This is a genomic window from Granulicella sp. dw_53 (assembly GCF_018449545.1).
Classification (GTDB): Bacteria; Acidobacteriota; Terriglobia; order Terriglobales; family Acidobacteriaceae; genus Edaphobacter.
In genome coordinates, this window is the sequence record NZ_JAAVUR010000021.1 from 19,583 (window position 1) to 33,489 (window position 13,907).

General features: G+C 54.0%; 8 protein-coding genes. 7 read left to right on the top strand and 1 reads right to left on the bottom strand.

The window, feature by feature from the left end:
• The first annotated feature begins 26 nt into the window (after positions 1 to 26).
• The 3 genes from HB393_RS22630 to manD are packed head-to-tail and all read left to right on the top strand — an operon-like array spanning position 27 to position 6,510.
• Complete coding sequence (locus tag HB393_RS22630) at positions 27 to 2,759, top strand: glycoside hydrolase family 3 C-terminal domain-containing protein (protein WP_213807487.1); 2,733 nt, start codon at positions 27 to 29, stop codon at positions 2,757 to 2,759.
• Positions 2,756 to 5,305, top strand: coding sequence for an alpha-glucuronidase family glycosyl hydrolase (locus tag HB393_RS22635; RefSeq protein WP_345945384.1), 2,550 nt, complete (start codon positions 2,756 to 2,758; stop codon positions 5,303 to 5,305). The genes HB393_RS22630 and HB393_RS22635 overlap by 4 nt, the downstream gene beginning before the upstream one ends.
• Positions 5,302 to 6,510, top strand: coding sequence for a D-mannonate dehydratase ManD (gene manD / locus HB393_RS22640; protein WP_213807488.1), 1,209 nt, complete (start codon positions 5,302 to 5,304; stop codon positions 6,508 to 6,510). The genes HB393_RS22635 and manD overlap by 4 nt, the downstream gene beginning before the upstream one ends.
• 21 nt (positions 6,511 to 6,531) lie before the next feature.
• Here manD and HB393_RS22645 read toward each other — a convergent pair whose 3' ends face one another.
• Positions 6,532 to 7,944, bottom strand: a complete 1,413-nt coding sequence (locus tag HB393_RS22645; protein ID WP_255551522.1) for a tannase/feruloyl esterase family alpha/beta hydrolase — start codon at positions 7,942 to 7,944, stop codon at positions 6,532 to 6,534.
• Positions 7,945 to 8,300: 356 nt separating this feature from the next.
• Between HB393_RS22645 and HB393_RS22650 the strand changes: the two genes are divergently transcribed.
• The 4 genes from HB393_RS22650 (at position 8,301) to HB393_RS22665 (ending at position 13,423) form a co-directional block, all read left to right on the top strand.
• Entirely contained in the window at positions 8,301 to 8,903 is a 603-nt protein-coding gene (locus HB393_RS22650) for an ECF-type sigma factor (RefSeq protein WP_213807490.1), read from the top strand.
• 2 nt (positions 8,904 to 8,905) lie between these two features.
• The gene (locus HB393_RS22655) at positions 8,906 to 11,710 is read left to right on the top strand and encodes a serine/threonine-protein kinase (RefSeq protein ID WP_213807491.1); all 2,805 of its coding nucleotides are present in this window, start codon (positions 8,906 to 8,908) and stop codon (positions 11,708 to 11,710) included.
• A 14-nt stretch (positions 11,711 to 11,724) separates the two neighbouring features.
• Entirely contained in the window at positions 11,725 to 12,477 is a 753-nt protein-coding gene (locus HB393_RS22660) for a rhodanese-like domain-containing protein (protein WP_213807492.1), read from the top strand.
• 367 nt (positions 12,478 to 12,844) lie between these two features.
• A complete protein-coding gene (locus HB393_RS22665; protein ID WP_213807493.1) occupies positions 12,845 to 13,423 on the top strand; it encodes a sigma-70 family RNA polymerase sigma factor in 579 nt (192 codons plus the stop codon).
• Positions 13,424 to 13,907: the final 484 nt, after the last annotated feature.

Sequence of the window (13,907 nt, forward strand, 5' to 3'; positions counted from 1 at the left end):
CGTGTACACAAATAAAGGGCGGAAATATGGCTACGCGGGTTTATAAAAAGTCACAGTTCGGTAAGGCGACGTTCTTTGCAGCAACGTTGCTCGTGGGGCAATATCTGCTCGCTCAGAAGAGCGGAGCGATTTCCGCCAAAGCTGTTCCAGAGAGCGCAAAGTTGCCGTATCTCGACCCCTCTCTTCCGATGGAAGATCGTGCGAAGGATCTTGTCAGCAGGATGACGCTCGATGAGAAGGCGGCCCAGTTAGTGAATACGGCGCCTGGGATCCCGAGGCTCGGGGTTCCTGCCTACGATTTCTGGACTGAAGGTCTGCACGGCGTGGCGCGTTCCGGCTATGCAACGCTTTTCCCGCAGGCGATAGGAATGGCGGCTACCTTCGATGAACCTCTGCTTGGGAGGATTGGCGAGGTCGTATCGACCGAGGCACGAGCGAAGTATAACGAAGCCGTTCGGCATGACGTTCACTCCATCTACTACGGACTTACGATCTGGTCTCCCAACATCAATATCTTCCGCGATCCGCGTTGGGGACGTGGGCAGGAGACCTATGGCGAAGATCCGTTCCTGACATCGCGCCTGGGCACTTCGTTTGTAAAGGGTCTGCAAGGGAACGATCCGAAGTACTACCGCGTCATTGCGACGCCGAAGCACTTTGCCGTGCACAGTGGCCCGGAGAATAGCCGCCATCGTTTCAACGTCGAACCTACACCACACGATCTCTGGGACACCTATCTTCCGGCGTTCCGCGCCACGATCGTAGAAGGTAAGGCGAACAGCATCATGTGTGCCTACAACGCCGTGGACGGCAAGCCAGCCTGCGCCAGCGATCTTCTGCTGAAGGATATTCTTCGGGATAAGTGGAAGTTTCAAGGCTTCGTGACGTCAGATTGTGGCGCTGTCGATGACTTTTTCGAGAAGAATGCTCACAAGTATTCGCCGGACGCAGAGCATGCCTCGGTCGACGGTATTCGTATGGGCACGGATACGAACTGCGGCAGAACTTATAAGAAGCTGGCGAGCGCAGTGAGAAAAGGGCTCATTCAAGAGAGCGAACTCGATGTTTCGTTGCGTCGGCTCTTTCTGGCGAGATTCAAGCTTGGGCTGTTCGATCCGCCGACGCAGGTCAAATATGCTTCGTTACCTTTTAGCGAGACTCTTGCTCCGGCGCACACTGCGTTGGCGCTGAGTACGGCGCGTGAGTCGATGGTGCTGCTGAAGAATGAAAACCATGCATTGCCGCTTGCCAGAGGCGTGAAGACGATTGCGGTTGTTGGTCCGAACGCGGCGGAGCTCTCGGCGATCGAAGGCAACTACAACGCGGTGCCTAAGAATCCGGTGATGCCTGTCGATGGAATCGTGCACGAATTTCCTGCGGCCAAGGTGCTCTATGCTCAAGGTTCTCCGTATGCGGAGAATGTTCCGATTGTCATTCCGAGGACTCAGTTTCGAACGGCAGTGGGCGGCACGGTTGAAGGATTGAAGGCAGAGTATTTTGCGAACGATACGGGTACGGGTACGGGTAAGCCAGCGCTGGTCCGTGTCGATAAGGAGATCAACTTTGATTGGAACTCCGCGTCGCCGGCTCCTTCTCTAGATGCGAAGGAATTTTCTGTTCGTTGGAGCGGAACGTTCCAGGCGCCTGCCGCGGGTGATTACCAGATAACCGCGAATCTCGCACACTGCTATCCATGCAATAACGCGGAGAAGTTTACCGTTCGACTCGATGGCAAGGTTCTCACTGAGTTCAGCATTGGAGCGGAGAAGGAATCTCACGCATCCACTACACCACAGGTAAAGCTGCACCTCGATGATACGAAGCCCCATCCTATCGAGGTTACGTATTCGCATAAGGCGCTTCTCTTCGGCGCAGGACTCACTTTGAGCTGGGTCGCGCCACTCCAACCGGTATTGGATCAAGCGATGGAGATTGTGAAGAAGGCCGACGTCGTCGTTGCCTTCGTGGGGTTGTCGCCAGAGCTTGAGGGAGAGGAGATGCCTGTCCACATCCCCGGATTCTCTGGCGGAGACCGTACTGACATCATCTTGCCAGCGGCGCAGCAGCAGTTGCTTGAAGCAGCGAAGCAAAGTGGCAAGCCGCTGATTGTGGTGATGCTGAATGGATCGGCGGTGGCCTCTACCTGGGCACAAGAGCATGCGGATGCAATTCTGGAGGGGTGGTACCCGGGACAAGCTGGAGCGCAGGCTATCGCCGAGACTCTAAGTGGAAAGAATAATCCGGGGGGGCGCCTTCCTGTTACCTTCTATCGCAATGTCAGCGACCTGCCGCCATTGGATGATTATTCGATGGCAAACCGGACTTATCGCTACTACAAGGGCGATCCTCTTTACAGCTTTGGTTATGGCCTGAGCTATACCTCGTTCGCTTACTCGAACTTGAAGCTGAGCACCAATGAGCTGGCTGCAGGCAGCCCGCTCGAGGTAGACGTCGATGTTAAAAACACCGGGGATCGCGCGGGTGATGAGGTCGCGCAGCTCTATCTCACGCCGCCGCGGACGCCCCTTGCGCCGGTATATGCGCTTCAGGGTTTTGAGCGTATCCATCTGCTTCCTGGTGCGACAAAGCATGTTCACTTCACTCTCGATGCTCGGAAGCTCTCGCAGGTGGACACTCAGGGGACACGCGCAGTTACAGATGGAACGTATGGTGTCTCGGTGGGAGGAGCACAGCCGAAGGATGGTCACTCGGCAAACGCTTCGGTCGTCATCCACGGACGGCAGGAGATTTCTCAGTGAGTAGAGCTATTTTGCGGGTCGGGTCACTGGTGTGCCGGACTGCTATGGTGTTGATGGCAGCGGGTTTCGTAGGGTTATTGCATGCGGAGACGGGGGGGGAGGGCTGGCTACGCTATGCTCCAGTCGAGAATGTGGCGATGTATCGAGCCGTGCCGCGAACGATCGTATCCCTGGGAGACACGCCAACGGAGCAGTCGGCCGCGCGTGAATTGGAGAAGGGTTTGTCGCGGATGCTCGGGCGGACCGAGATGGTCTCTGCGGAGAAGAGGTGGGATGCGCAGAGTATCTTGATTGGGACGGAGCAGGAGATAGCTGCGAAGCATTCCGGTGGTAAGTCGACAGCGGCGCTAGCGAAGGATGGATTTTATATCTATCGCACAAGCGGTGGTTATGTCATTGCGGGCGGGGGACCGGAGGGAGTTTTGTATGGGGCGTTCCGATTTCTCCAACTGATCGCAGCGTCCAAACCGCTTCCGGCCGATCTTCGCGAGCAGCCGAGCTCTCCGATTCGCTGGGTGAATCAATGGGACAATCTTGATGGCTCAATCGAACGTGGCTATGCGGGGCGCTCGATCTTCTTCGATGGGGGTCATGTTCGACCGGATCTTTCGAGGGTTGGGGAGTATGGCCGTTTGCTGGCGTCGGTGGGGATCAACGGTGTCACGGTAAATAACGTGAACAGCGATCTCAAGACGCTGACGCCGGAGATGATCGGCGAACTCGCACACATCGCGGACGCGCTCCGTCCGTGGGGCGTGCGGATGTCCCTGTCGGTGGATCTTTCCAGTCCGAAGATCGTGGGTGGCCTCGATACGTTCGATCCGTTGAATGCAACTGTTGCTGCGTGGTGGCAACAAAAGGTCGACGCTATCTATCAGTCGATTCCCGACCTTGCAGGCTTTGTCGTGAAGGCGGACTCCGAGGGGCGGGCAGGTCCCTCGCAGTACGGAAGGTCGCCAGCGGATGCTGCGAACGTGCTTGCACGTCCGCTCCAACGTTGGGGTGGAGTTGTTTTGTATCGCGGGTTTGTCTACAACCATCACCTTGACTGGAACGACTTGAAGGCAGATCGCGCTCGTGCTGGTTACGACAACTTCCGCGCTCTCGACGGAAAGTTTGAGCACAACGTTGTGATTCAGGTGAAGCATGGACCGATCGATTTTCAGGTGAGAGAGCCGGTCTCGCCACTGTTCGGTGCGATGCAGCACACTGCACAAGCAGTTGAGTTGCAGGTTACGCAGGAGTACACGGGACAGCAGCGGCACATGGTCTTTCTTGTGCCCATGTGGAAGACGGCGCTCGATACGGACCTTCGTGTGAATGGGCAGAACACACCGGTGCGTGAGATTGTCGAAGGTAAGAGCTTTCATCAATCGCTCGGCGGGTTTGTGGGTGTGGCGAATGTCGGCCTCGATACGAACTGGATGCACCATCCGATGGCGATGGCGAATCTGTACGGATACGGGCGCCTCGCATGGAACCCGATGCTTACCTCAGAAGAGATCGTCGATGAGTGGACGCGGCAGACCTGGGGCAACAGCCGTGAGGTTGTCGATACGATCGACAAACTACAACTGGAGAGCTGGAAGGCTTACGAAGGTTACACCGGCCCTCTAGGTGTCGGGGGCTTGACGGAGATCACCGGGGTTCACTTCGGTCCTGGGATCGAGAGCGCAGAGCGTAACGGTTGGGGGCAGTGGTTTCGCGCCGACGCTAACGGCATAGGGATGGATAGAACCGTTGGGACGGGTACCGGCTATATCGGTCAGTATCCGCCGGAGGTTGCAGCGCAATATGAGTCGCTCGGAACTTGTCCTGATGAACTGTTGCTCTTTATGCACCACGTTCCGTATTCGTATGTTCTGCATACGAAGAAGACTCTGATTCAACATGTCTACGACTCGCACTACGAAGGAGCAGCGGTCGCCGCCAGCTATCACCAAGCCTGGGAGGAATTGCAGGGCAAAATTGACGCGGAACGTTATGCGTTGGTGGAAAGACTGTTTCTCTATCAGGCAGGACACGCTGAGGTTTGGCGAGATGCGGTGAACGGTTGGTTTGATCGCGAGAGTGGGATCGACGACGTGCATGGCAGAGTTGGACACCATATGGGCCGTGTTGAGGCAGAGAGCGCGGAGACCACTGGCTACAAGATTGTCGATGGAACTCCCTGGGAGACAGCCTCTGGTGGCAAGGCAGTGATCTGTGAGTCGAAGGAATGCTCGCTTCGTGTGATCTTCAAGGGAGTTGCTGCTCCGCAGAACATTGAGGTCGGTTACTACGATCTTCGAAGCGGCATCTCGCGCTATACGCTACTGGTGAACAATAAAGTGGTGACGCAATGGGTAGCCGATGACATTCTGCCTCCTGCGGCGGATGATCGACGCTTAGATGGACATACTGCTACCCGTTTCGTGAAGCGTGAAGTGTTGCTGAATAACGGAGACGTCGTCGAGATACAGGCCATACCCGATGGCGGCGAACGAGCTCCGCTAGACTTTGTCGAGATTACTCCTACGAATAGCCAGAAGGATGAGCGCCCATGAAGATTGCATCTGCCCGATTGATCGTGTGTTCGCCAGATCGAAACTTTGTCACTTTGAAGATTGTGACGGACGAAGGCATCTACGGCTTGGGCGACGCGACCTTAAACGGACGCGAACTTGCCGTGGCGGCTTACCTGGAGGAGCATGTCATTCCGTGCCTTATTGGGCGCGATCCCTTCGCTATCGAAGACATTTGGCAGTATCTGTATCGTGGGGCTTATTGGCGGCGCGGTCCTGTCACGATGAGCGCGATTGCAGCGGTTGATGTGGCTTTGTGGGACATGAAGGGTAAGGCGCTCAATACACCTGTCTATAACCTGCTTGGAGGGAAGAGCCGGGAGGGAGTGCTGGTTTACGCGCATGCCAATGGAAGCGATGTTGCCGAGGCTGTTGAAAGTGTGCAGCAGCACATGGAGGAGGGATATCTTGCGGTTCGGGCCCAGGCCGGCGTGCCGGGGGTGAAATCCAGTTATGGCGTGCCCAAATCCGGCAAGCCCTACGAGCCTGCGGAGCGCGGTCTTCCGAGTGAGAGCCTTTGGTCTTCCGAGCGATATCTGAACTTCGCTCCGAAGTTATTTGAGAGGTTGCGGGTCGAGGTCGGAGAGGATGTTCATCTTCTGCATGATGTCCATCACCGTCTGACGCCGATTGAAGCGGCACGGCTGGGTAAGTCGCTCGAGCCCTACCATCTCTTCTGGATGGAGGATCCCACGCCTGCGGAGAATCAAGAGGCGTTCCGCATCATTCGCGATCACACGGTTACTCCCATCGCGACTGGCGAGGTCTTCAGCTCGTTCTGGGATTCGCACGATCTTGTTCGCAATCAGTGGATCGATTATCTTCGTATGACTATCGTGCACGGAGGCGGCATTACGGCGTTGAAGAAGGCCGCAGATTTTGCCGCTGTCTATCAGGTCCGAACAGGTTGTCATGGGGCGACGGACTTATCGCCTATTACGATGGCTGCGGCACTGCACTTTGGACTTGCGATTCATAACTTCGGCATCCAGGAGCATATGCCCCACACGGTACTTACGGACGAAGTCTTTCCACACGCTTACAGCTTTGAGGCGGGCTATATGCATCCTGGAGATAGGCCGGGCTTAGGCGTGGATATCGATGAACTACTGGCTGCCAAATATCCGTATCAACGCGCTTATCTTCCCATCGCTCGCAAGCTCGATGGCACGCTCACGGACTGGTAATTTAGTTCGAAGGCTACGGCTTTACTGTGGGTTTGAACAGGTGAAGTTCGCGGCGTTATCTATGTTGCCGCTACCGTTGTAACGGGCGACCTGGGGATAGGGGCAGAGGGGTCGAGTGCGGTCGACGTGGCCTGCTGTTTGATGGGAAGCTGTGATCTGCGCGGGCGGTTTCCCCTGCTCGACCCACTGTTCGATCAAACTGATCTTGTCAAAGTTGTCGGGGCCTTCTCCGCCGGAGCAGTGTCCCATGCCAGGAGCCATAAAGAGGCGTATCCAGTTTGAGGCTTGTGCGGGATCTTCGCTGAGCGCCAGCACCGATTTGTAGAATTCAATGCTAGAGCCTGGAGCGACCTGTTGATCTGCCCAGCCGTGGTAGAGGAGCAGCTTGCCACCATGTTTCGCAAAGGACGCTAAGTGGGGATCGAGGCTGTCGATGTCTTTGTCGACTGCGTTCGACTTGGCCGCGTCGCGTTCAAGGTTGAAGGTCTTCCAGTCCCAGTTAGGGTCCTGGTAGACGACGTAACGGAACTCATCCAGAAAAAGATCGGCGGGTGCGGGACCACCTGCGAGACGAGTCCATCTGAGCTCAGTGCCGGGTTCAAGGCGCGGGAAGAGGACTTTACCTGTGGGTGTGGTGGCGGGGCTCATAATAGTCTGTGCGGTTTGAATCTGGCGTGGGGTTAGACAGTCGGAGTTGTCTGCGGCCTTACACTCGAGGCTTTTCAAGCTGACGTGACAGCTCTCTGGATTGCCGATGAGTCCGTCCTTCAATCCGTCGTTTGCATCGCAGGCGTTGAGAACGGCACGGTGAATCATAGAGTACTTATCGGGTGAGATGTAGTCGGCGGGGTCTTTGAAGGTTTGAACAGCGAGCCAGAGCGCCCAGGAATTGCGGCGAACGTCAGCGGGGTCGCCGGCGATGATGCCGTCGAACTCGTCGGGGTAGCGATAAGCTTGCAGGAGCCCTTCACGGCCACCGCCAGAGCAACCATTCCAGTAGGAGAGGCGTGCTTCACGACCGTAGAAGGTCTTAATGAGCGCCTTCGCTTCGACGGTCATCTCGTGCTCGGCGCGATAGGCGAAGTCGATGAACTTCTCCGGATGGCCCTGGATGAAGCTGGCGCTCGGGCCAGAGTGGCCGTCGTCCGTAGCGCTCGTGGCATAGCCGCGTTGAAGTGCATCGGCCATGCCATCGTAGGCGATGGAGCCTCCCCAGCCACCGCTACCGACTGCAAGGAATTTACCGTTCCAGCCGATGAGTGGGAGCCAAACCTCGATTCGGATGTCGGAGGCTGAGGTTGGTTTGAGGGTCGCTGCGACTCGACAGAAGGCGGGTAGATGAGAGAACATCTTTGGGCTTCCGCCAGACGTGAAGGCACCGGCGTCAATCTTTTTCGCAAGAGTGATGGAGACGGCCGGCGAGGCCAGCTTCAAGAGATTCTCGCAAGACTCAGCCATGAGTGGGGCGGAGACTAAGGTGGATAGTAAGACAAGCGTAGAAGCGACTAAGCCTTTAGTCATGATTCCGAACTATATCTGGTCTCATGTTACTCAGGCTAGAAAAGGGCGTTTCTGTGTGTCTTTTAGGGTCTGGGCATGAGCGAACTCCCAAACTGGCGTTAGTTAGAGTCGCGTCAGTGGATGAGACATGTTGACGTTCGATTCATTTTTATATTTATCTACGCATATCTAAGCAGGTGGGATACTTCGAGAGCAGAGAAACCAGACTTAGGCCCGATTGGCCTTTCTCTCCGGTAAAATAGTATTAAGGTGAGGAGGAGTCACTCTAGATGTCAATTGGTGCATCTCTCAACGCAGCGCCTGAAGACCGGGGGGATGTAACAAGCTTACTCGCTCGCTGGGGGCGAGGAGACCATTCGGCGTTAGAGCAACTTACTCCAATTATCTATGACGATTTACTTCGCCTAGCCAGAGCGCGGCTAAGACGCGAGTACGGCGATTGCACCTTAGAGCCGACCGGTCTGGTTCACGAAGCTTATCTCCGTCTAGCCGACCAGACGAGGTTACAGGCCCAAAATCGTATCCACTTTTATTCGATCGCTGCCAACGCGATGCGACGTGTATTGATCGAGCACGCGAGGAAACGAAACGCACAAAAACGAGGCGGTGGTATACGAGTTACCCTGCAGGCAGGAATGGACATCGCTGAGGAGCGCGCACCGGATTTCGTTGTACTGGATGAAGCGCTCGGAAGATTAGAAAAAATCGATGAAAGGAAGAGCCAAGCCATCGAGCTCAAGTTTTTCGGCGGCCTGAGTGCGGAAGAAATCGGCCTAGTTTTAGGGATTTCGGTAGCGACTGTCGGTCGCGAACTCCGTCTCGGGCAAGCGTGGATACGCCGCGAAATGTTACGTCACCCGGCCAAGAAATAAAGATGAAAATCGATCATTGGAGTTTGATAGAAGAGATTTTTCAAGGTGCGTTGCAACGACCACCTACTGAACGGAAGCAATATATTGAAGAAGCTTGCGGCAATGACAGGGAACTGATTCCTGAGATAGAGTCGCTTCTTGAAAGTGACAACGATGCCGAGAATGCGCTTCGCTCTCTTATCGCGGACGATCTTAAAGAGATAACGAAGGTTACAAGTCCTTCGGAAGTTGGTTTGCAACTTGGCCCGTATCTCCTGGTGCGCGAATTAGACCGCGGCGGGATGGGTGTCGTCTATTTGGCCGTCCGCTCGGACGATCAATATTTCCAGATCGTGGCGATCAAGATGATTCGAAAGGGTCTTGATTCCCCGGAGCGGGTTCAACGTTTCCGCATCGAACGACAGATTCTAGCAACTCTCAATCATCCTAATATCGGCGCTATTCTTGATGGCGGCGAGACGAAAGATGGCCGTCCCTTCATTGTAATGGAGTATGTGGAAGGGCAGCCGATCACGCTCGCCAGCAAAAGCCGTGCATTGTCCATCCCGCAGCGCATTGAACTGTTTCGATCAGTATGTTCCGCAGTTCACTATGCTCATCAAAAGCTGATTATCCATCGAGATATAAAGCCAAGTAATGTGATGGTCACGCCAGAGGGTATGGTCAAGCTCATTGACTTTGGAATTTCAAAGGCCCTGGTGCCGCAGGTCGTTCTGAGTGATGTCTCCCAGACAGAGACCAGCTTCAGAATGATGACTCCTGACTATGCAAGCCCGGAGCAACTTCAAGGAAAGCAGCTCACAACAGCGACCGATATTTATTCTCTGGGAGTTTTGTTATTTGAACTTCTAACTGACGCGCGTCCTTACACCCTTCAAAATCTTTCACCTGCTGCGGCGGAAAGGCTTGTTCTCGAGCAGGACAACCGGAAGCCAAGCTCTGTCTCTGACTTATCGAGCGGCACGAGAAAAGAGATCTCTGGGGATCTGGACCGAATTATCTTGATGGCGATGGATCGGGATCCGTCGAGGCGTTATCTTTCGGTTCAGCACCTTAATGAAGATCTGCTTCGCTATCTGCAGGGCAAGCCGATTGCGGCCAGAAAGACATCCTCAATCTACCGATTCAAGAAGCTTTTGCAGCGTCACAAGATACCTTTGATGGCGGCATGCGCAATCTGCGTCGCTCTCGGTGGCTCTGCTTTGGTCTATTCGAGACAATCTCGAATAGCCGATCGCCGGGTGAAAGAGGTTCGAGCGCTTGCGGATTCCGCGATCTCAGATATGACGGATAAGCTCCAACGTTCTTCGGCTTCTACAGAGACGCAGGCGGCCCTGTTTCATAGCGCTCTCCGATATCTGGACGAGCTACGACGAAGTACCGGGAACGATCCGCGGCTGTTGCTTGAACTATCTAAAGCCTATATACGTGTTGGCGATCTGGAAGGCTCTCCTATGGTTGCGAATTTAGGCAACTCGGAGACCGCTGTCACCAGTTATCAGGAGGCTTTGCATTCCGCTATGGAGGCACATAGCCGAATGTCTGGTGACGAGACCACTGTGGCGGTCATTGACACTTATCAACACCTGGGCGATATCGAATCGTTTCTAGGGAATTTTCATGAAGCGAATGAGGATTACCAGCAGGGTCTTTCCTGGGCACACAGCTTTTGGCAGCAGAAGCCTGACGATCCGATTCGTAAACGCCTTCTGGCTATGAATTACGCCGGAATCGGATATGTCTATCTTCATACTCTGAATCCAGATCAGGCTCTCGAAAAGTATTCTGCGGCGTTCCAGGTTTTTGGAGGTAGTCCCAATGGCGAAGAAGATCACGACAAGATGCTTATTGGGCTTTATCGCGAAAAGCAGACCACACTCAATGAACTTGGGGATCAATCGGAGGCTCTTGCGAACGGACGAAAAGCGATCGCTATTGCAGAAGCCTTAGTTCAGAGATTCCCGTCCTCCTCGCAGGTCAGGCGAGAGCTTTTCCTGGCTTATCAAGAGATTACTTTTCCGTTAGCAGGAAGAGATACGTTGAATGTAGGCGATTCGGGGCAGGCGCAAGTTTATGCCCGCAAAGCTCTTGCGATCGCGCAGATGCTGGCTGCGACCGACAACATGAATGCCCAGGCGCACTATGATCTAGCTCTTGCCTATTCGACGATGGGCGATTCTTTTCGCCTAACCAACCCTGAAACGGCTGGCACATGGTACCAGCGTTCTCTTCGTCTTACGAAGAGAATGGCTCCCCGCTATGGGGCTGGAGCAAGACATTGGATCGCGATACGGAATGAAGCGTTAGCTGATGTCCTTCGTGGAGAAGGGGCTGCAGCGGAGCGGTTACGCCTCCTATCTGAGGCAAACGTGATCAGGCAAGAATTGGCAGAGGCCAGCCCCCACGGGCGTATTCATCTGATGAGATCGTATTGCAAATTGAGTGATGCCGAACTGGTAATGAAAAATCTTACAAAGGCCCGGCAGTATGCGAATGCTGCAATGCCACTTTTAGACAAGTTCGATGTGACGTCTCCCAGTTTGTTAGTGTTACGCGATATAGGCTTCTGCGAGGAGAGTGAGGGCGAGGTGCAGCATCGCATAGCGATGGACCCGATTCGCTCGTCTGTTGAAGGAGTGGCCGCCGAAGAGGAGTCGCAAAGATGGTATCGAAAGAGCGCCGATATTTGGAATACCTGGAGCAGGCGAAGGGCGGCTACGCCGGAGAGTGAACGGGAAGGGCGTAAGGTAGATCATCTGCTTAGAAGGCCAGGAACACCTCTGGAACTGGCGGCGGCGCACAACTAAAAAAATAACGACAAATGCTGATCGACTTATGCGATCCATTGCGCATAAGCATACAGAGGGTATTTCATTTGTCGGCGTTTTTACAACTTCAGCAGCTAACAGCAGCGCAACTCGGGAAAGAACAGCGCCGGGGCGCGCTTGTTTTAGACACACGGGCAACTGATCAGTTTGCCTCGTTTCATATTGCCGGAGCAATGCAGATTGGTCTTATGGGATCATTCGCAAGCTGGGCGGCGGTACTGATCGAACCCACACAGAAACTTATCTTAGTTACCGAAAGTGCAAATCTCGCACAAGAGGCCCACAGCCGCTTGGCGAGGGTCGGATTTGAGAATGTCCTCGGATACGCACTCGCGGACGAGAAGCAATGGCGGCAGAATGGGATCGAGCTTGCTCACCTGCCGGTACAGCGAGTAGAGGATGTCCGCCGCGCCGCACAAAGAGGGCGTTCCGTGCAGCTTATCGATGTTCGCAGTTGGGCTGAATGGCTGAAAGGGCATCTGCCTGGTGCTAACTCAGTGCCTTTACTTGAACTTAATTCCAAAGCTGCATCCATCGACCGTTCCAAACCCACTTTTCTCTACTGTGACGGAGGATATCGCTCTACGATCGCCGCGAGCATGTTGCGGCGGGGTAACTTTGGCGATATCGGCATTCTGATCGATAGTGTTCAGGGATGGCAGACCGATGGTGTACTCCTGGAGAAGCTTGAGGTTGATGGATCGGATCACTTCTCGGTCTCGCTTCGTGAACTTTCTGATAGATAAATCTCTTGTGCCAGTTTGGTGATCGATCTCCGGAAGGTTTTGCGCATTCTAGAGTGAAGGAGAAATCACAATGAATGTGTTATTCCCTCCGTGGGCACTAACACTCCGGGCGAGCAGTTTTAATGTGCTCATGTTCCTCCGATTTATCGCTGTGTCTTTGTAAGAGCTATACGGTTCCTCACCCATCAGAGAATCGAATTCACTGTTAAAGGTTGCCGGAGCTAAGGTCTGGAAGGACCTCGGCGCGTCCGGCCTGCGCTGGTTTCCCACGTTTTTTCCTGTGGCTACAGCGGTCCTTGAACAGGATTGTAAGGGCTCTCATCTTGACCGTCACAGAATCACCATGCACTTCTAGGGAGCGATGTTTATGTCCTGCGAATACTATGACTTAGTCCAAGCGAATACGACCAGCATTGAGCACATCCATGGGTTGTATAGCTACGCTATGGTTTTGACCCGAAATCATGCGGAGGCCGAGGACTTGGTGCAGGAGACCTATGTTCGTGCTATTCCCGCGATGGCCAAGCTCCGAGATGAGAGCAACATAAAAGCATGGCTCTTCAAGATACTTCGGAATGTCTGGCTTAACCAACTCAGGAAGCGAAGGACCGGCCCCCAGATGGTTCAGACTGACATGGAAGATGGTTCTACAGTCGACATAGTGGATACAGGTAAAGATTCTTACGATATCTATGTGAGCAGGATGGAGGAGAAACAGGTACGAGCGGCTATCGAGAAGCTACCTACGGAATTTCGCGAGATCATTTTGCTGCGGGAATTTGAAAATTTATCGTATCATGACATTGCTAGCCTTTTAGATTGTCCTGCTGGAACAGTGATGTCGCGTCTAGCGCGGGCACGTTCAAGGCTTCGCGTACTGCTTTCGTCTATCGTGACGAGGTCCGAATCATGCAGGGGAGAAGTTAGAAATGAAGGCCTGCGATGAGTATAGCGAGACTGCCCAGCTTTATTTCGACAAGGAGTTGCGTGGAACTCCTGTCGCAGAGTTTCGCGCTCATTTAAAAGGCTGTGCAGCTTGTAGGTGCGCACTCGAGGAGGATGAGGAATTATCCTTCATACTCCGTCAGTCGCGACCACTTTATTCCGCCCCTGATAGTCTGCAAGCTCGCGTCCTAAGAGCAATGAGAGACTCCAGTTCAGAGCAGCAAACTGACGTCCAATTGTCTGATATCCGTAGTGAACATATTCCCTCCGATAAATCCACCAAAAAATAGTTTTAGGATTTCCTGCGCAGGAACGGCGAGATTGATTTTGCTGATACTGGGCGTGAGTCATAAGTAGTTATACGCATGCGGAAGTGTGGGTCATAGCTCCGCGGCTGTTTCGCAGTACTAATTCTTTGATGGAGCTATGGAGAAGGTGCAACAAATCTGTTGTATTGTTTTGTAAATCACGTCATTTCAATTTCA

Bases quoted from the DNA above. Each gene is read 5' to 3' on its own strand.
- manD (WP_213807488.1), top strand. From the start codon at position 5,302: ATGAAGATTGCATCTGCCCGATTGATCGTGTGTTCGCCAGATCGAAAC.
- HB393_RS22665 (WP_213807493.1), top strand. From the start codon at position 12,845: ATGTCCTGCGAATACTATGACTTAGTCCAAGCGAATACGACCAGCATT.
- HB393_RS22650 (WP_213807490.1), top strand. From the start codon at position 8,301: ATGTCAATTGGTGCATCTCTCAACGCAGCGCCTGAAGACCGGGGGGAT.
- HB393_RS22660 (WP_213807492.1), top strand. From the start codon at position 11,725: ATGCTGATCGACTTATGCGATCCATTGCGCATAAGCATACAGAGGGTA.
- HB393_RS22655 (WP_213807491.1), top strand. From the start codon at position 8,906: ATGAAAATCGATCATTGGAGTTTGATAGAAGAGATTTTTCAAGGTGCG.
- HB393_RS22630 (WP_213807487.1), top strand. From the start codon at position 27: ATGGCTACGCGGGTTTATAAAAAGTCACAGTTCGGTAAGGCGACGTTC.